Genomic DNA, 19,010 nt, shown 5'->3' with positions numbered 1-19,010 from the left:
TTTTGGAGAGAATCATGAGTAAAAACCAGCAGCTGCAAGAACGTAAAGTGGCCGCGGTTGCCCGTGGTATGGGCAACATGTACAGCGCCTATGTGACCAAGGCGAAAAACGCCGAAGTGTGGGATGCCGATGGTAACCGATACATTGATTTCGGCACCGGAATTGCCGTCTGCAATACCGGTCACAGCCACCCGAAAATCGTCGCCGCCGTGCAGGCTCAGGTAGCCAATTTTTCGCACACCTGCGTCATGGTTAATCCCTATGAGCAAGCTGTAGAACTGGCCGAAAAACTGAATGCACTCATGCCGGGCGACAGTCCTAAAAAGAGCATGTTTGTCAGCACCGGAGCCGAGGCCGTTGAAAATGCCGTTAAGATTGCCCGTGCTCATACCGGACGACGCGGGACCATTGCCTTCACCGGTGGTTTTCATGGTCGCACCAGCATGGGGATGGCGTTGACCGGGAAAACCCTGCCCTACAAACATCTGTTTGGGCCGTTTCCTGGCGATATTTACCACGCACCATTCCCGATGGCATTGCATGGCGTCAGCGTGGAGGATGCCATTCATGGCCTGCAGACCATTTTTAAAACCTCGATTGAAGCGCGTGACGTCGCGGCCATCATCATCGAGCCAGTGCAGGGTGAGGGTGGCTTTTACGCAGCGCCGACAGAGTTTCTTCAATACCTGCGTGAGCTGTGTGACAAAGAAGGCATCGTGCTGATCATGGATGAAATTCAATCCGGGTTTGGCCGTACCGGTTATTTCTTTAATTCCGAACGTGCCGGCATTGAGGCCGACCTCATGACCATGGCCAAAGGTATCGCCGGTGGTTACCCGCTGTCGGCCGTGGTCGGTAAAGCAGACATTATGGATGCGCCGTTACCGGGCGGTTTGGGTGGCACCTATGGTGGCTCACCGGTGGGTTGCGCTGCCGCGTTAGCGGTATTGGATGTGATGGAGGAAGAAAATCTGGTGGCTCGTGCCAACGACATTGGCGCTGTTTTTGAACAGCGTATCCAGGCCGTGGCAGAGCGCTATCCAGGGGTTGTTGGTGAGGCCCGAATTAACGGTGCCATGATCGCCATGGAATTGGTGGTCGATGGCAATCCACATCAACCCAATACGGAGCTTACTCAGAAGATCATTGCTAACGCCCAACAGGCGGGTTTGATCTTGTTGCCTTGTGGCTATTACGGCAACGTGATCCGATTCTTGCCAGCGCTGACCATCACGGATGCTTTAATTCACGAAGGGTTCGATAAGTTGGACGGGATATTGGCGAATATTCTGGTTTGATCGCAGATCGCCAGGGCCAGCCCTACGCGATCTGCTTGATTGGCTGTCAGTTGAACTTCTGCAACCACTCGCCGGTGGTATAGGTTTTGAAGTGCACACTGTTGAAAGACAGGTGCACACCGTTATTATCGTATTCGACGGTGAGCACGTTACCTTTGCTGTCGGTGTAATTTACTTTGCCGGTCCAGCTTAAGGTTGTCGAGCTGAACGAGATAGGTTCAACCGTTTCGACCGTGACCTTGCCTTTGTAGAAACGAGTGTCATAGTCGTAGACGCCGCCATGGCTCATCTCGAAACTAATATCAGTGTCAGACAGAGTAAAACCCAGCGACAGTGTCAAAGGGGCTAAGGCAATGGACTCATTTCCCTTTGATGCATCTATATCACCGCTTAACACGACACTGTAGCTGTCGTCTTCGGAAGTGAATTCGCCAGAAAGGGCGCCATCCAATTGGCCACCATCGTCCCCCGCGCACTGGTCAAAAACCAATGAGAACACATCGTCTGTTTCGGACCGGGTGAACAGGAAGCTCCCCTGATTGTTGTGACACTCGCCGGTCACCGTATTGTTACTAATGCGGCTGACCAGCAAGCGTTCGAGTGATTGATTGTTGATTTGAGGAGTAGAGAAGCCATCTACGGTCGCTTGTTGCATCTGGCTCAGGCGATTATTGACCGACAAAATGTCCACAGCATTATCCTGCGATATTTCCCGAGCCGGGAAACAGGCGGTTAAGCTGGTAACGCAAGCAGCGATAAGAATCCATTGTCGGGCGAACATGCTCAGTCCTCAAAATCCAGACCCAAGCCGAGTGGGTCTGCGTCATGGTTCGGTAGAATGGCGTCCAGTTTACCGCTTAAACGCATAATTGCTGAGTGATCGTTCGCATTTTCGGGTTTCGCTTGCAACAACTCGTGGGTTAGGTTCAGTGCCGCCATGACCGCGATACGTTCAATACCAAAAACCTTTCCGGTTTCCCGGATTTCCCGCATTTTATCGTTCAATGTCGAGGCTGCTTCAGTCAATTTCTTTTCCTGGCCAGCAGGACAGGCTACCAGGTACTCCCGATCCAGAATCGTGACCGACAGGGTTTTTTGTTCAGCCATTGGTTTGCTCCATGGTTTTCAAGCGCTCAATCATGGCTTCAACACGTGAACGCGCCAATTCATTTTGCTTGATCAGCTTGGCCCGCTCGGCCTTCCAGGCCTCGCGTTCAGCCTGCAACAGGCGTTTTTCCTGCTCCAGGTTTTTATAAAGTGTTATCAGCTCGTCAACTTTACGTTCGAGCGCGAGCAATTCTTGATTCGACATGGTGTACCAGACCCTATAAACCAGCTGAAAAAATAGGCAACGGAAGTAGCATTGTGGGAGAACTCAAGCCGTTTGTCACTATTGTCATCTAAGTTGTTGATATTCCCGTTCTTCATTCACTGTTATACGGTTTTTCAGCGCCGTGAAAAGCCATGGGTGAGCGTTCTGTGATGGGCTTAGCGTGCTGTGGTGTAAAAATCTCTTTTCATCGGTTTTTAATGGCATTTTCTGCTCAACACCTGTGCATTTCCAGTGGCCGTGATAGCATTGTCCGTTACTGATTTCCGGGCGCGCAATTGCGCTGCGCCCCAATTACTGGAGAACACATGTCCGAAGTAAATGCGGCCGGCATTGAACTGCAATTCGAAGACCTTGCCGAACTGTTTGTCAAAATGGGTTCAACCCTGTCCCCCACCTATCTGCATGGCTCGATCACCGGTGTGTTGTCTGCGGGCAAACGCATGACACAAGACGACTGGCTGGACTGGGCATTGGACCAGATGGCGCCCACAGAAGAAGTGCAGGAAAGTCATATCACCATTCTGCAGGGGCTGTATTTCAAAACGCTGAGCGAATTGCAGGACGAAGGGCTGGCGTTCCGGCTGATTCTGCCTGACGAAGAGACTCCGATGGCGGATCGGTTAGATGCTTTGAGTGAATGGACAGGCAGTTTCCTGGGCGCCTTTGGCGCCACTGGCGTCGTACAGGAAACCAGCGACATGCCCGCAACATTGCAAGAAATCCTCGAAGATCTGGCCGAAATTGCGCAAGTAGACGCCCTTAGTGCTGAAGAACAGGACGCCGACGAAGACGACTATCTTGCCGTTGCTGAGCACGTTCGGGTCAGCGCACTGACCGTATTTTTAGAATATAACGAGCCACCCGCGACGACGGATGGCGAAACCACCGTTCACTAAGAGAGTGCCATGAAAAGTATCAGTGTAAACGAGTTCAAAGAGCGCCGTATTCGCCTCATGGAGCAGATGGAAGAGGGCAGTATTGCCATCATCCCATCCGCGCAGGAAATTATCCGGAATAACGACGTACACTTCGGTTTTCGTCAGAACAGCGATTTCCAGTACCTGACTGGGTTTGATGAGCCCGATGCCCTGGCGGTGTTAATGCCGGGCCGTGAACAGGCCGAATACGTATTGTTCGTACGAGACAAAGACAAAGAGCGAGAAATCTGGGACGGCTATCGCGCCGGTCCGGACGGCGCCGTCAGCGAGTACGGTGCTGACGATGCTTTTCCGATTGACGACATTGACGACATCTTGCCTGGTTTGATGGAAGGGAAAACGCGCGTATATGCGCACATGGGCGTTGATTCGGGTTTCGACCATCAGCTGATGACCTGGCTAAACCAGATCCGCAGCAAAGTTCGTCAGGGCGCGGTACCACCGGACGACTTTTCGGATATTGCTCACCTGTTACACGACATGCGCTTGAAAAAGTCCAAGCAGGAAATTGCAATTATGGCCGACGCGGCGAAACTCAGCGCTGCTGCCCATATGCGCGCCATGCGCAGTTGCAAACCCGGCATGTGGGAATATCAACTGCAAGCCGAAATTGAACATGAATGCATGATGGGCGGCAGTCCGCGCCCGGCGTACACCGCGATTGTCGGTGGTGGCCGAAACGCCTGTGTACTGCATTATGTTGAAAACAACCAAAAGCTGAACGACGGCGATCTGGTCCTGATCGACGCCGGTGCCGAATTGCAGTACTACGCGTCGGACATCACCCGGACGTTCCCGGTCAATGGAAAATTCAGTACCGAGCAACGGGCCATTTATGACCTGGTACTGAAATCGCAATACGCTGCAATCGATGCGGTGAAACCCGGCGCTACTTGGATCGAACCACACAACGTGGTGGTGCGTATCCTCACCGAAGGTCTAGTGGAACTGGGCCTGCTTAAAGGTGATGTGAAAAAACTGATTGAAGAAGAAGCCTTTAAAGAATTCTTCATGCACAAAACCGGACACTGGCTGGGTATGGACGTGCATGATGTGGGCGACTACAAAGTCGGCGGCGAATGGCGTGTGCTGGAACCGGGTATGGTATTGACCATTGAACCGGGAATTTATATTTCACCCGATAACCAGGATGTCGAAGAAAAATGGCGCGGTATTGGTGTGCGTATTGAAGACGATGTCGTTGTCACCAAAGACGGTTGCAACGTGCTCAGCGAAGCCGTCATTAAGGATCCACAAGACATTGAAGCGCTGATGCAAGGTGGGCAGCAGGGTTTGTTTTAATTTGAGTGAACAACGAAATACGACGGCGACATAAAAACCGGTCCCTTCTCCACCGCGATTATTGAGCACGGTCTTTATCTGTCGCCACCCAACATTTCGAATTGCGGTGTAAACATAAAAGCTGCCCCTTTACGGGGCAGTGGCGTAATTTTTCTCAGATCGGTTCGCTGCTTTTTTCAAGACGTTTTTTGATTCATGGTTTCTCTAATATGGGAGTGGGTGCCAACTGGTGATCTTCGGAAAAAGTGTGTCCATAAATATCTTGCCAATGGGGTTATCGCAAATTAAGTCTGGACGAGTTTTACGCAGTTCGCGCCAACTATGCCGACCCAAAAACAGCGCAGGTGCTAAGTTAAAGGGAATACAGACATTAGCACTCGTTGTTTCATGTTCGTTGGCGTTAGTCACTTGAATGCAGTGGCCATTATCAAACGCTATATCAATAGCTTGTCGAAACAAATCCAACCGCAAAACACCTGTGAAATCTTTCAATGCACTATTCTTCAGTCTGTTAGTAAATAACTCACTTTGTTTCTCAAGCCAGCGTCGATGGTCGACAATTTTAATTTGAAATCCGTAAGGCTCACCTTTTGGTGCACCCAATTGAAACGCGACACGACTTAATGAGGCATCATTACTCAAATTGAGCCGAAGATAGGGTTTTTGAATATCTACGTTCAGTTGTTTTAAAAAGCTAAGTATTTCTAAGGCTTGTGAATAGGTTAAACACTCGCTTGCTTCGCTGATAATCATGCCATCACCGAAACCGGTATAGTTCCGCCGGAAGAAAACCTGTGGCGCTCCATTATTCTCGCCTATCCAGACATCTGAACCATACTCGGTTTCCTTGCTATGGGTGAGCAAGTATTGCCAGGTTTTCTCATCACGTTTGTTAGTAGAGTCAAAAATTTGGGCAGCACTCTGTTCTTGCGCCATTAAAAAGGCAACGTCACTTAGCTTGGCTTGTCGGAATTTAAGTTTATTAAATGCTGCGTCCGGGATTTGCCGCCACTCTAAGTTAATGTGGTTATCTATTGGCAGGGCATAATAATAGTCAAAGGTGTGGTAGAATCCGGGTATGCCTTGAATGATGGCTAGGTCAGCTGCACGTATTTTCAGTTCTTCATCGAAAGCAGCGTTTAAACGCCTTTGCAATCCCAATCCTCTGAACTCTGGCAAGGTCGCTACAACACCCTGTTCTGCAACGGTTATGTCTTTACCAAACCAAGTCCAGTGCCACGGAATGAGTGTGAATGCGGCGGCAAGTTGACCCGATCTCTTATGTTCTGCCATGAACCAGCAGGCATGATTAGATTCCGGGTGGTGTTGAATTAACGTGCTGGCGAACTTGCCAACCTGTTCAGGAAGAAAGACTGCATCGAATAAGGATTCAAGGCGTGCGCAATCTGTATTCGAGTTAGCGGTACGAATCGTAAAGTCAGAAATTTTCAACGGTTTATTCCCTTGTGGAACAACCGGTTTAACTTGCTACTAGAACCGGGTGCTCATTGAATGAATGGTATGAACTGAAACGGATGTAGCATTGGAAACATTCATTAAATACTCCTGGCATTTGAAGTTGGAAGCCCCCAAAGGGCTAAATTGAGGCTATGTGATCGTGTAGGGTTACGCAAGCCTAATCATTCGGAGGTGCTATAGAAATAGACATAGGTCAATAGAGCGGCTTCAGAACGACTATGGACACGAAAGGCAACTCGGATCGGTTCAGATCACCTTTGCCAGAACACTATTAGATTAAGGGAAAAGCATGACGTGTGTGTTGCTGGAAATGACCAGTGCTGTTCAGAACACAAAATACTCGGTCCTTAAAGTCCAGCTGCCCGCCAAAAAAGTCGTCAGATAAAGCGGCCACCGTCTTACTAGCGACGACTAACTCGATGCCTAAACCGTTTGACTAAATACTCTTTTTAACCCGGCATGGATTCCCCGCCGCAACGCTGTTATCGGGAATATCTCGGTTTACCACGCTGCCTGCACCAATCACACAGTTATTGCCGATGGAAATCCCGGGCAGAATGGACACATTACCGCCGATCCAAACATCGTTACCGATGGTGATGGGTCGACCGAACTCGGTACTGCGTCGTTCGATTGGGTCAATCGGGTGTGTCGCGGTGGAAATCATGACGTGTGGGCCGAGCATCACGTTGTCGCCAATGACAACCCGACAGACATCCAGAATGGTCAAGTTGTGGTTTGAGTAGAAGTTATTGCCCAGTTCGATGTTATAACCGTAGTCGCAAAAGAAATTGGGCTCCATGTACACATTGCCTTTGCACACCAATAAATCTTTGATCAGTGCCATGCGCTCGTCACGTTTCACGGGATCGTAGGCATTGAATTGGTGGCAGATTGTTTTCGCGTGCATGCGTTCCTGAAAGAGCACATCATCCCAGGCTTCATAGGGAAGCCCGGCGAGCATTTTTTCTTTTTCTGTCATGGGAGTCTTATCCGGTTGAATTTTTTTGCTACGTTGCCACAACGCATAGCAGAATCAAATGGTCGTGGCTTCAATTGCGGAAGGAATGCGGTGCCACCTTGCGACAGATCAGTTCACCGCCTAAATGGCGGTTATGCTGAACAGCGTACCGTCACGGGCGTCTTCTTCGAAGATCAGCCGTTGCTTAATACAGCTCATCGATTCATCCTGCCGATGCGAAACAAACAATAAGGTGGTTGGCCCGTTGGCGAGTATTTTCTCCACGATGGACAGCACGTAAAAGCGATTGAAGTCGTCCAGACCCTGCGTGGGTTCATCGAGAATCAACAGGGGCGGTTGCTTGATGAGTGCGCGGGCGATAAGCACCAGCCGTTGCTCACCCATAGACAGCGATTTAAACGCGGCATTCCATTTGTCTGCCAGGCCGATCAGTTGCAGCCATTGCAGGGCCAGTTCTTTTTCTGTTTCGCCAACGGCCTGATACACGCCAATCGAATCCGTCAGACCGGAAATAACCGCGGTGAGTGCGTTGCCGGATACGCGGTAATCCCGGTGCAGATTCCCCGAGACATAACCCAAGTGCTTTTTAATCTGCCAGATACTCTCGCCCTGACCGCGTTTGAAACCGAGTACCGTTAAATTATTTCGATAACACTGCGGATGGTCGCCGGTGATCAAGCCAAGCAGGGTCGATTTCCCGCACCCGTTTGGTCCCTGAATATGGGTGTGCACGCCGGGCTTTAATTGCCAGTTAAATTGTTGGAACTGGAAGGTGTCATCGTATTGCACAAAGCCATCGACCAGCTCAACCAATGGCTGTTCTTGTTGCCAGGTGTCCAGTTGATAGCCGGATTGCCGATCCGGCAATTGCACGTCGTGATGCCGCACCGACAGCAGGTGTTGCCATTGTGCTTCCAGGTCGTCTGGCATGGCGCCGGTAAAGAGTAATTGTCCTTTGTCGAGTAACGCCAGGTGCGTGCAGTGACTGGCAATATCGGCCCGTTGATTCACCAGCAGCAGTAAGCCCTGTCCATGGTCGATCAATTCATTCAACACCCGGTGCAAATCATCGCGCGACTGCGCATCCAGCCCTTCAAAGGGTTCATCCAGAATCAGCAGGTCGGGCTGGCTTAACAGCGAGCGTGCCAACATAACCCGTCGACCCTCGCCGGTGCTGAGCATGCGGTATCCGCGTTGCAGTAACGCACCCAAGTGCAATTTGTCACAGAGCTCAGCAACGGAGGTTGACCAGGGCGTGATTTCCTCCAGTAGCGCTTTGACCGGTGTGCCTTCGTCAAGGTGGTCCATGAAGTCGGTGTCGTCACGGTACAGTTCGCGTTCGTATAACGCCTGTTGCGATTCTAAAGACACCCATTCCACACGCTTGCCGTCGGTATCCAGGCTGCCCTGATAATCACCCAGTTCTTGCGTTAACAAGCGCGCGAGTGTGCTTTTGCCGCTGGCGTTGGTGCCCAGAAGTGTCCAGCTTTCGCCACGATTCAGCGTCCAATTCAGGTTGTCCAGAATGCGGTGTTGTTCTTTTTGTACGGTGACGTTGGTCAGTTGCATAAGATTCGGAGGTGTTAATTAACGAAACAAGACTATACTCCGGCGCATGAAAAACCACATCGCAAATTCAGTTGGACTGCATTGTGAAATCAGCAATAGGACACCATGGCCGAGACACCTGACACTCCCCAGACAAACAACAAAACCCTGCGCACAAGTTTAGTTACCTCGCAACGCGAAAGCTTCGCTTCGTCGTTAATGACCGGCAGCTTCGACCAATATGTAAATGCCTTTGCGGTCTTTCTGGGGGCTAACTCGGTACAGATTGGCTGGCTGACCGCGCTGCCCCAGTTGGCCGGTGGTGTGTTTCAATTGCTGGCCGTGTGGATAGGGCAATGGCTGCATCGGCATCGCTTGATTGTGGTGAGCGCGGCATTGCAAACCGCCGCTATTTTGGTAGTACTGTCACTGGCATTGCCAGTCTGGACTCACCCTATCCCGGTATTGCTCGGCGCGCTCATCCTGTTTCATATTTGTGCCAATCTGATCATGCCGCACTGGCGCGCTTGGATGGGCCAGCTGGTGCCGGATAAAATTCGTGGTCGGTTTTTCTCTCTACGTTCACGCATCGCCATGCTAACCTCCTTTGTCACGTTCATTGCTGGGGGGGTGTTATTGTCCGGCAGTGAAAAGCTGGCTTATACCTGGGTTGGTTTTTTCATTCTGTTTTTTATTGCCGCCGCAGGTCGTGGTGCGTCAACCTGGTTATTGTCACGCATGCACGATGATGAAACGTTGCCGACGCATGGCGACCGCCGAACATTGCGCCAGATGTTCAGCCACTTAATTGGTTTGTTGGCCGATCGCGACTTCCGCCGCTTCGCCTTGTTTATGGCTGGCATGCAGTGTTTCGTGGCGTTATCCGGTCCGTTCTTTGCCGTCTATATGTTGCGGGATTTGGAGTTTTCTTACTTCCAGTTTGCCGTCAGTACCGGCAGCTCTATTTTCGCGCAGTTTTTAATGCTGCCCTTGTGGGGCAAAATCTGTGACCGTAAAGGCAATCGCTATGTGATGGCCGTCGGCGGTGCCATTATTCCGATCCTGCCGGTGTTATGGCTGTTTTCCGACTTCTACCCCTACATAATTTTTGTGCAGATTCTCGGTGGTTTTGCCTGGAGCGGTTTTACCTTGGCGGCATCCAATTACCTCTATGACCAAAAACCCCGTCACCTTCACTTTGCCAGTTACGCGGCAATTTCTTCGTCGATGGGAGCGTTGGCCGTTTTTATTGGAGCGTTGGCCGGTGGTTACATTATCGATTGGATTCCGCAGGACATCTCACTTTCCGGCATTCGCATTCATATTGAACGGCCCATCGCCGTTATCTTCTTGCTCTCAACCTTGCTGCGCGCCGCGGTAGCGTTGTGGTACTTACCTCGGGCTCCCGAACTGCGAATCAAGCAGCGTGGTCGCGTACGCGACCTGGTGATCCGTGTTGCCCGCTTCACACCCATCAGTGGTGTGATGATTGACGTGGTGAACAAACGCCGTCGAAAAACGGATTGACGTTAAGACTGCCTGGACGTGGGTGGCGTCCATTGACAAGTACAATTGTCGTGCCCAGTATAGGTGTTCGAACCGTCATACGGCGCACTGTGTAGACAGACGATGGTGTCGTAACGAATTTTTCATATCAGGGAATGAACGAATGGTACGATCCATCACACTGCAAAAATTTAGTAATGACATTGGTCTGGATATGGGCATGAAAATCATCAAATCGGCTCGTATCGCCCATAAAGATATTGCCGTTTCTGGACTGTCTGATATTGAAGATCATGATCTGATCGTCAGCGCTCTTGCCGAATAAATAAGTCCTCTAAATACATCCTCTACTGTGCCAGCAAAAACTCAGTAAACGCCACAAGACATTCGTTATGTCGTTTTTCAGAAGTCTGCAAAAAATATTGATTTCCGGTTTTTACGTGCAAAGGCATTGGCGCCAGTAAGCGTCCATTGTCCAACTCGTTGCACGCCAAGTTAATGTCTCCCACCACAATGCCGAAGCCGCGTGCGGCAGCACTGGTCGCTAAATCCAATGTCGGGAAGTGCTGGTTTCGATCCGAGCGTAGCCCGTTAAGGCCCGCCTGCTGTAACCAACATTTCCAGTCGCGTTGATCGGAGCTGGCATGTAGCCACGGATGTTGGTGCAATTGTTTAATAAACGTATTGGCGTCTCGACCCGCTAAGGTTTCCGCGTTACACAGTGGCGTTAGCACTTCATCAAACAAAAGGTAAGTATCGAATTCAGTGCGACGGAAACTGTGGTGCCGCTGTTAACCACTTACCCGAATCTGGTCGTACTCCGCACGTTGTCCAAAGCCTTTGGCTTAGCCGGTATTCGCTGTGGCTTTGTACTTGGACAGTCGGCAATCATCGATGCGTTGCGCAAAGTGATAGCCCCATACCCGTTACCGGATCCCAGTGCGGATATCGCGCTGACGGCATTGCAGCCCAAGCATGTTACTCAAATGTGGGCAGCCGTAGACCAAGTAAAGGAAATACGCGATTGGTTTGTTCGTCAGCTCGTTGGGTTACCAAGCGTAAAAAACGTATGGCCAAGTGAAAGCAGTTTTGTGCTCGTTCAATTTCATACGGGTGTGGATGCTTACAAGCACCTTGAACAACAGGGCATTATTGTTCGCCGTCTGCCATCCGAGCCGGAGTTACAAGATTGCGTACGAATATCCGTTGGCTCGAAAACCAGCATGCGAGAAACGTGGAATGCCTTGAAAAAGTTGAAGACATCAAAAAAAGTGATAAGCAGCGTGAGTGTGGCTTCTGAACCCAATAACTGACAAAGAAGTCGGTTATTGGGTGTGCATCTATCTCAACTTAGATCACTAGGTTGTCGGCTGTTCATGCCGTTTTTTGCGTGGAAGAACAGCACATAAAAAGCCGGCACTGCAATTAGGGTTAAGACTGTAGCAAATCCTAAACCAAAGCTCAGCACAACGGCCATGTCTTTGAAGAACGGATCAAAGAACAGAGGGGCCAATCCAAGAATGGTGGTTAAAGCAGCCATAAAGACTGGGCGCAGTCGGCTGATAGCTGCGTCGTGCATGGCGTTGAAGTGATTTTTGCCTCCCCTAATTTCCACGTTGACCTGATCGATTAATACGATTCCATTTTTGATGACCATCCCAGACAAACTGAGTAATCCGAGGAAGCCCATAAAACCAAAAGGGACGTCCAAGATCAATAGACCGAATGCTATGCCAATCATCATCGATGGGATACAAAACCAAACGACTAATGTTTCTTTCACCGAATTGAACAATAATACGGTGATGATAAACATGAATAGGAATCCCATAGGGAGAATCTTAGTCATGTTGTCTTTTGCCATTTTAGAATTCTCATATTCCCCGCCAAATTCCATGGTGTAACCTAACGGAACAGGGATAGCCTCGATGGCTGGTCGCACCATTTTCAGTAACTGGTCCGCATTGTATGGACTGTTGATGTGCGGATCGGCCATGACCGTAATAGTGCGTTGACGATCACGTCTTAAAATAATCGGATCCTCCCAAATAACGTTAAAGCCATCCGTGACTTCAGTAATATTGAAGTAACGGCCATTACTGAATAATTGAATGTCCTGTATTTGATCGACGCTGCTCCGTTCACTGTCGGGAACCGTGGCTATAATCGGCAGCAATTTAGTGCCGTCTCGAAACGCTCCCACCTGTTGGCCTTGCAAGTGTGTTAATAGTGCCGTGTCATAATCTTGTTTGGAAATACCCAATTCAGATGCTTTTTCTGCATTGAATTGGGGCTGAAGGACTTTAACGGGGTTTTTCCAATCGTCGCGTATGCCTTCCAGATTCGGTTGCGCACGGTAAATGGCTTTTACCCGTTCAGACAGTTCACGCAGTATCTGTGCGTCATTGCCCGCGAAACGAACTTCCAATTTAGCGCCACCGCCCGGACCAAGCTGCATTTTACGTAATGTGAACAAGACATCCTGCTGCTCGTTACCCAGATATTCGTGAATTTCAGACATGAGTCCGTCAATATCTTCAACCCGGTGCGTGCGTACCACCATTTGGGCATTGCTGGCTCCAGTTTCGATGGCTTGATAGGTCAAAAGAAAACGTGGAAAGCCCTGGCTCAGAGTGGTGCTGACAAAGTCAACCCGATCATCGCTGACGAGGAAAGCTTCCAGTGCCTGAATGCCCTGCTCCGTAGTCTCAATGTGTGTACCAACCGGGTATCGCAGCTCTAGAAAAAATATTGGTGTATTGGAGCTAGGGAAAAATGCCTGCTTCACTTGTTGGAACCCAACGCCTGCACTTGCGAGTGCAACCAATATCAATGCAACCGTAACCCATGGGTGGCCCATTGCCTTAACCAATATTCCTTTATAAACCGTAAAGAAAATCCCTTTGTAAGGATCGCTGTCAGTTTGTCGCCCAACAGCGATGGCTTCCTTAAACATCAGGTCGCACAGAAACGGTGTAAGAGACACAGCGGTAAACCAACTGATGGTCAAACTGATCAACAAAACCCAAAACAGAGAACCAACAAACTCGCCAATATTGTCTGGAGACAAACCCATCGGTGCAAATGCCGTGATCGCTATCACTGTCGCACCAAGCAATGGCCATTGCGTTTGTTTGACCACATCACTGGCGGCCTGGGTTTTTGTCTTACCGCGTTGCAGTCCTATCAGAATCCCTTCGGTGACCACAATCGCATTATCTACCAACATCCCTAGCGCGATGATCAGCCCCCCCAGCGATATTCGCTGCAGCGTCAGTCCCACCATATCCATAACGATGAATGTACCAAAAATAGTAATGGCCAGAATCATGCCAATCAGGATGCCGGATTTTAATCCCATGAAGATCAATAGTACGATCACCACAATAACGACGGCTTGTACCAAGCTGAGTAGAAACCCATTGACCGCATGGCTGACTTCATCACCCTGAAAATAGATAGCATCGAGATTGATGCCCAAGGGAATTAAGTCGGCAGAATCTGTCAGTTTTGCGCGGACACGCTCACCAACATCGACGACGTTGACACCCGGTAAAAAAGAAACACCCAACGCTATACCCGTTTTACCATTATGATGAATAATGTGGTTCGACGGATCCTGATACCCGCGAGTTATCTCAGCAATGTCTTTAAGTTTAGTGGATTGTCCGTTGGCAGGACTGACAATACTAAGAGATTCCAGTTCTTCAATTGTTGAAAACTCACCAGTAGGAGTTAGTCGAATGTATTCTCCTCCGACGTGGACATAGCCGGAGTTGGACACAACGTTCTGGCTGCTGAGCACGCCTGCAATCTGTTCGATCGGAATACCCATTGCCACTAGATTTTTCGTGGGTACACGTATTTCAATCTGCTCGCGCTGTGCCCCAGATATGGTGACCTTCGAGACACCTTCGACCAGTGCTAACTCTTTGCTCAAATCCGCCGCAATGCTCGCTAGCTCACGGTGCTCGAACATGTTTTTTGCATCGGCTGTAATAGCATATAGAATGCCGTAAACATCGCTGAAATCATCAACCACGATGGGCGTTTTAGCTTCTGGCGGAAGTTGGTTTTCAATGTCCCGTAGTTTCTTCCGAACTTCATCCCATACCTGCCCTAGCGTATCACCCGGTGTCGTATCTTTCATGACGATAGATAAGGTGGACTGTCCGGCAATGGATGTCGACTTAATTTGATCCACGTAAGGCAGGTTTTGCATTTCGCGTTCAAGCAAATAAGTGACTTCGTCTTCAACTTGTTGCGGAGAAGCACCGGGATATTGGGTGATCACGTTCACTTGTTTGATAGAAAATTCAGGATCCTCCAGCCGACCCAGGTTCATAAACGCCAACGCGCCGCCAACCAGTAGGATGAGCGTGACCATCCAGCTGGTTACTTTCTTTTCAATAAAATACCGTGCGATGTCCATGCTTATTCTGCGCTCCAGATCGCTACGGTTTGCCCCTGAGTTAGTTTATGAATGCCGGCGGCTACGACTGTATCGCCAGCCTTCAGACCTTCAAGCACGGTAACCTCATCGCCCACAAAGCTACCCAAGGACACCTGTGTTTTATGCACAGTTTGATCAACCACAGTCCAAACGTAGGTATTTCCAGCTTGTTCAAAAACAACGTGACTTGGTACAGTCAAAAAACGAACAGGGCTCAGCAAACTTAAGTCCAACATGACTGTGGCATCCATTCCCGGCAACAGCAAACCTTCGTTTTGAGGTGGGGCTTTCAGGGTCAGCGTAACATCGAAGCTTCGCGTTGCACGGTCCGAGTCGGCACTGAACTTGCGCACAGTGGCGGCAAATGGCGTATCTGAGATTGCATCGAATACTACGTTTACCTTGGCTTGATTGGCATCCCGATTCAGTTTTGCAACCAAATCGCTGGGTACCTGAAACGTAACATCAATATTATCGACCGACTGCAGATAGACAAGGGGTTGAGCTGCGCCAATGAAGTCGTAATGTTGCGTGTTAACGCGCACGACCGTGCCTGCAAAAGGCGCCTTCACACGTGTGTCGGATAATTGGTTTTTTGCCTGTTGTAAGCCGACGCTTGCTTTGTCAACGTTGGCTTTGGCGCTGTCAAAATCTGCCTGGGTGGCTATGTTCTTTCGTCTAGACGCATCGACACGGTCAAACGAGACTTTCGCTAACGTATAGTTTGCTAAAGCTTGATCGTAATTCAACTGGTAATCGGTTTGATCCAGTTCCAGTAAGATATCGCCTGCTTTGACTTCATCGCCAGCTTCGACAAAAACGTTCTTAACCTGTCCAGCGACTTTTGAGGCTATGTTGGCGGTTTCGCTGGCCGCAACTCGGCCAGGAAAACGACGTATCGGCTCGGCGACGTTTGTGCGCACGGAAATGACTTTTACAGGTTGGTTCTTCGCGATAACGGAATTGGCGTCGTCAGGACTGCAGGACGAAACGACCAAAGCCATCAAGATCACGATTAAGGCGAGAAAGCTAACACTGGTTTTGCTCACTGAAGTATTCTCCTGGTAGCGCAATTCGATGCCCAAAAAAGCACGATACGATACATATGTATTGAAAGCGTGCCAATATAACCGTAAATTGTGCCCAATCAATAACCATTCTCAGATACGAGACACGGCAGGCGACTTTGTATCGAAACAGTTTAGACAAGCGAGTCAAACAAACAACAGATCGGCTTTTTGACGCCATTTGTGAATTGCAGCAAAAAAAGGCATTCAGTGATATTGGCATTAAAGAGGTGTGTGAGTTGGCCATTATTGGTCGCGCCACCTTTTACCGAAATTTCGATTACGTTGATGACGTGTTTAAGCTGAAGTTGGACGAACAGTTCGATGAGTTAAAATCGATAGCGGAGCCGGAGTTCGATAAAGGCCCTGTTAACTTGACGCCTTTTTTCGAGTACTGGGTAAGACACTCGCAAGTGATTCTCGCGCTGTACCAGGCCGATCGCTGGGACATTTTCTCGACGCGATTTGTCAGTGCATCTAATTTGAAGTTACTGGAGCTGTCCGCCATGGTTGGCCTGACAGATACCGAGATCGAGTATTTGCAGAATACGCTAAAAGGGATGTTCAGCTCTATTTTACTGACATGGATTGACCGGGGCAGGCAGGAAACCGCAGCGCAACTCACGGCGATATTTGAAATTCCGTTCAAAGTATATGTGCATCAGCAGTTGGGAGCGTTGAGCGAAAATCGAGAAGAGTGAATGTTGATGAATATGCCGCAACGAGCAGCTCGACGGTTGGTTTCGGTCATGGCTTTTTTAGTATTTGGTGTGTTGGGTTGTGTCGTCTGGGTGTTCTTCGATGACGTGACTGTTTCCCCAATTTATGAACTGGTCAAATCACTTGGCAAGCCTTTCCTGATGTTTGGTTTGCCCGCCGCTTTTCTCGGATATTGCTATCCCAAAGCCATGAATAAGGCTTTAACGTTTGTCACGTTCTGGTGGTAATTCAGCACATTGCACCAAAATGCGAATCAACATATCAGGCAAAAAAAAGCACAGCCAGGCTGTGCTTTTTATCTATATATAACGCTGGTGTTAGCGTGTCTTAATTCAAGCCGTTATCAATCGCTCGAATCAATTCGCCATCCGTCGTGTCGCCACTCAGTTCCCAGAAGAATGCACCCGTTAAACCCTGTTGTTTTACGTAGTTCATTTTCGTCTGAATCGTGCTTGGCGTGTCATAGCTCCACCAGTTACCGCCACAGTATGCGTAGGCGGTTCCTGCAATGGTGCCAGTCGCAGGGCAGCTGTTTTTCAGGATCTTATAATCGTTGATGCCCGCTTCGTATTCACCTGGTGCTGCGCCAGTAGCGCTGCCACCCGGAGTGCTTTGTGTCACGCCGGTCCAGCCGCGACCATAGAAGCCGATGCCCAACAGGATTTTATCGCTCGGTACACCCAAGCTCTTCAGAACCTGAACACCTTTGTCGGAATAGAAGCCCGGTGTTGGAATGCCACTATAGTTGTTGAGTGCTGAATGCGGTGCGGTAGGTCCGGCAGGGTTAAAGGCGCCGAAGTAGTCGTACGTCATCAGCATGTAGAAGTCGACATAATCGGAAGCACCACCGTAGTCGGCTGCCCGCAGTTTCGATTCACCCGCACCAATGGCAGAGGTTACCAACTGTGTTCCAAAACGGGCGCGCAGAGCGGCCATCAGGTTTCGGTAGCCATCGAAGCCGCTGTTGTCACAAGTCAGGCCACATTCGTTCGGGTATTCCCAATCGATATCGATACCGTCGAATACGCCCGCCCAACGTGGGTCGTTCACCAAGCTGTAACAGGAATCGGCAAATGCGGCCGGGTTTTGCGCCGCTTCACCGAAGCCGCGTGACCAGGTCCACCCACCAAATGACCAAACGATCTTCAGGTTCGGGTACATTTTCTTCAAACGCTTCAACTGACCGAAGTTGCCACGTAAGGCACCGGTATCCCAAGTGTCCGCCACGCCATCAACACTGTCTGCAGCAGAATAGGCTTTGTCGTATGCAGCATATGAGTCGCCGACGGCGCACTTACCGTTGGTGACATTACCGAACGCGTACAAAATGTGCGTCAGCTTCTCAGCCGAGCCGCTTGTGTGAATATTTTTCACGTGATAGTTGCGGCCATAAATACCCCACTCGGCGAAGTAACCAATTATTTTGGTATCGCCCGGCGGTGGTGGTGGCGGAGTACCATCGGTAATAACGGCCGTGGTGGTGGCAGTGCTCTTAGCCCCATCATCGTCCGTAACAACCAAGGAAATATCGTAAGTGCCGGCTGCGCCGTACTGATGCCCAGGGTTCATGTCACTGCTGGATTGACCGTCGCCGAAGTTCCATGCGTAGCTGGCAATGTAGCCGTCGCTGTCGCTGGAGCCGGTGGCGCTCATGGCAATGGTTTGGTTTTTCTGCGCGCTGAATGGCCCATTGGTTCTTGCCACCGGTGGCTGGTTGCCCGGAGGGTTTGTGGTGTCGCAGGTGCCCTGCAGTTTCCATTCTTGCCACGGGCCAGAATGCGTTGCCGGGCTTTGGTTCTGTGTCCACCAGGCGGCGGTGTAAAGCTTGTTGGATTGAGTTGCTTTGTCGCCACCTAAGTAAACAGCGCTGGGCTGCCACTCATCAACGCCATTACAATCAACGGCCATGGCGGCTGACGAAAATGCCAGCGCGCCAACGGCTATCATCCATCGACCAGTTCGACCTGTTTTGCTGATAAAAGTCATGAGTTTACCTTTGTTATTAGTCGTTTTCAGTTGCTCTAATGCGATTCAGACGGAATACATCGTTGCCAGACAAAAGCGGAACATCACAATCTCACTATTTACCAACACTCTATCGTCTCGTTTATTGGTTCTACTTTGGTATTTCCTTAATCCCGGCGAATTTGGATTGAAACGCGCAATTAAATTGATACTAAGGTCTAATACCAATGTTTGCTTGGGTTTTGGATTTATTATTTAAGTACCAATAGGTTCAATGTAGTACCAATTGCGTTTTCGGTTCTGAGATCTGCGTCGCAAAAAAAGTTTGAAACAAACCTGTAATTTCCTGAAAACGGCGTGTTTTGTTACAGGTTTACGCATTGCACGCCAAACAATGTCACTAGCAACTTCATCTAGTG

17 protein-coding genes and 1 pseudogene are annotated in these 19,010 nt (G+C 49.7%); 8 read left to right on the top strand and 10 right to left on the bottom strand.

The features are described from left to right. Positions 1-14 precede the first annotated feature (14 nt). Positions 15-1,298 (top strand): 4-aminobutyrate--2-oxoglutarate transaminase, encoded by a 1,284-nt coding sequence (gabT, locus tag IYN85_RS08955; protein WP_196158561.1) that lies wholly within the window; start codon positions 15-17, stop codon positions 1,296-1,298. Between the two features lie 46 nt (positions 1,299-1,344). On the opposite strand, the gene IYN85_RS08950 is transcribed toward gabT, so the two are convergent. Genes IYN85_RS08950 through IYN85_RS08940 form a run of 3 tightly spaced genes read right to left on the bottom strand, consistent with a single transcriptional unit; the run spans position 1,345 to position 2,610 of the window. Further along, the gene (locus tag IYN85_RS08950; protein ID WP_196158560.1) at positions 1,345-2,079 is read right to left on the bottom strand and encodes a hypothetical protein; all 735 of its coding nucleotides are present in this window, start codon (positions 2,077-2,079) and stop codon (positions 1,345-1,347) included. A 2-nt stretch (positions 2,080-2,081) separates the two neighbouring features. Further along, positions 2,082-2,405 carry a cell division protein ZapA gene (locus tag IYN85_RS08945; RefSeq protein WP_196158559.1) on the bottom strand — a complete coding sequence of 108 codons (324 nt, stop codon included), beginning with the start codon at positions 2,403-2,405 and terminating at the stop codon, positions 2,082-2,084. Beyond that, entirely contained in the window at positions 2,398-2,610 is a 213-nt protein-coding gene (locus IYN85_RS08940; RefSeq protein ID WP_196158558.1) for a TIGR02449 family protein, read from the bottom strand. The genes IYN85_RS08945 and IYN85_RS08940 overlap by 8 nt, the downstream gene beginning before the upstream one ends. A gap of 326 nt (positions 2,611-2,936) precedes the next feature. On the opposite strand from IYN85_RS08940, the gene IYN85_RS08935 reads away from it, so the two are divergent. After that, entirely contained in the window at positions 2,937-3,527 is a 591-nt protein-coding gene (locus IYN85_RS08935; protein ID WP_196158557.1) for a UPF0149 family protein, read from the top strand. A 9-nt stretch (positions 3,528-3,536) separates the two neighbouring features. Then, positions 3,537-4,871 carry a Xaa-Pro aminopeptidase gene (gene pepP / locus IYN85_RS08930; RefSeq protein WP_196158556.1) on the top strand — a complete coding sequence of 445 codons (1,335 nt, stop codon included), beginning with the start codon at positions 3,537-3,539 and terminating at the stop codon, positions 4,869-4,871. 204 nt (positions 4,872-5,075) lie between these two features. Here the strand turns inward: pepP and IYN85_RS08925 are convergent, their stop codons facing one another. From IYN85_RS08925 to modF, 3 genes are all read right to left on the bottom strand, one after another. Continuing rightward, positions 5,076-6,323 carry a GNAT family N-acetyltransferase gene (locus IYN85_RS08925; RefSeq protein WP_196158555.1) on the bottom strand — a complete coding sequence of 416 codons (1,248 nt, stop codon included), beginning with the start codon at positions 6,321-6,323 and terminating at the stop codon, positions 5,076-5,078. 463 nt (positions 6,324-6,786) lie between these two features. Then, the gene (locus IYN85_RS08920; RefSeq protein WP_196158554.1) at positions 6,787-7,332 is read right to left on the bottom strand and encodes a sugar O-acetyltransferase; all 546 of its coding nucleotides are present in this window, start codon (positions 7,330-7,332) and stop codon (positions 6,787-6,789) included. Between the two features lie 120 nt (positions 7,333-7,452). Beyond that, positions 7,453-8,901: a molybdate ABC transporter ATP-binding protein ModF gene (modF, locus tag IYN85_RS08915; RefSeq protein ID WP_196158553.1), complete on the bottom strand. Its 1,449-nt coding sequence runs from the start codon at positions 8,899-8,901 to the stop codon at positions 7,453-7,455. Positions 8,902-9,006: 105 nt separating this feature from the next. Here modF and IYN85_RS08910 point away from each other — a divergent pair, with 105 nt between their 5' ends. Beyond that, positions 9,007-10,407, top strand: coding sequence for an MFS transporter (locus tag IYN85_RS08910; protein WP_196158552.1), 1,401 nt, complete (start codon positions 9,007-9,009; stop codon positions 10,405-10,407). 142 nt (positions 10,408-10,549) lie between these two features. Beyond that, on the top strand, positions 10,550-10,711 hold the full coding sequence (locus IYN85_RS08905; RefSeq protein ID WP_196158551.1) for a hypothetical protein: 162 nt from the start codon (positions 10,550-10,552) through the stop codon (positions 10,709-10,711). Between the two features lie 22 nt (positions 10,712-10,733). Here the strand turns inward: IYN85_RS08905 and IYN85_RS08900 are convergent. Continuing rightward, positions 10,734-11,147: pseudogene (locus tag IYN85_RS08900) on the bottom strand (LysR substrate-binding domain-containing protein); the annotation flags it as partial. Positions 11,148-11,168: 21 nt separating this feature from the next. On the opposite strand from IYN85_RS08900, the gene IYN85_RS08895 reads away from it, so the two are divergent. Beyond that, entirely contained in the window at positions 11,169-11,699 is a 531-nt protein-coding gene (locus tag IYN85_RS08895; RefSeq protein WP_196158549.1) for an aminotransferase class I/II-fold pyridoxal phosphate-dependent enzyme, read from the top strand. 32 nt (positions 11,700-11,731) lie between these two features. Here IYN85_RS08895 and IYN85_RS08890 read toward each other — a convergent pair whose 3' ends face one another. Together IYN85_RS08890 and IYN85_RS08885 are read right to left on the bottom strand one after the other, a co-directional pair. Beyond that, positions 11,732-14,818: an efflux RND transporter permease subunit gene (locus tag IYN85_RS08890; RefSeq protein WP_196158548.1), complete on the bottom strand. Its 3,087-nt coding sequence runs from the start codon at positions 14,816-14,818 to the stop codon at positions 11,732-11,734. 2 nt (positions 14,819-14,820) lie between these two features. After that, positions 14,821-15,888 (bottom strand): efflux RND transporter periplasmic adaptor subunit, encoded by a 1,068-nt coding sequence (locus tag IYN85_RS08885; protein WP_196158547.1) that lies wholly within the window; start codon positions 15,886-15,888, stop codon positions 14,821-14,823. A 137-nt stretch (positions 15,889-16,025) separates the two neighbouring features. Between IYN85_RS08885 and IYN85_RS08880 the strand changes: the two genes are divergently transcribed. Then, the gene (locus IYN85_RS08880; protein ID WP_196158546.1) at positions 16,026-16,607 is read left to right on the top strand and encodes a TetR-like C-terminal domain-containing protein; all 582 of its coding nucleotides are present in this window, start codon (positions 16,026-16,028) and stop codon (positions 16,605-16,607) included. 48 nt (positions 16,608-16,655) lie between these two features. After that, positions 16,656-16,853, top strand: a complete 198-nt coding sequence (locus IYN85_RS08875) for a hypothetical protein (RefSeq protein WP_196158545.1) — start codon at positions 16,656-16,658, stop codon at positions 16,851-16,853. 100 nt (positions 16,854-16,953) lie between these two features. Here the strand turns inward: IYN85_RS08875 and IYN85_RS08870 are convergent, their stop codons facing one another. Beyond that, on the bottom strand, positions 16,954-18,612 hold the full coding sequence (locus tag IYN85_RS08870) for a glycosyl hydrolase family 18 protein (RefSeq protein ID WP_230390652.1): 1,659 nt from the start codon (positions 18,610-18,612) through the stop codon (positions 16,954-16,956). Positions 18,613-19,010: the final 398 nt, after the last annotated feature.

The organism is Reinekea sp. G2M2-21, assembly GCF_015687175.1.
Lineage (GTDB): Bacteria > Pseudomonadota > Gammaproteobacteria > Pseudomonadales > Natronospirillaceae > Reinekea.
Note: the sequence above shows the minus strand (reverse complement) of the source record. Positions and strands in the feature narration are given on the sequence as shown.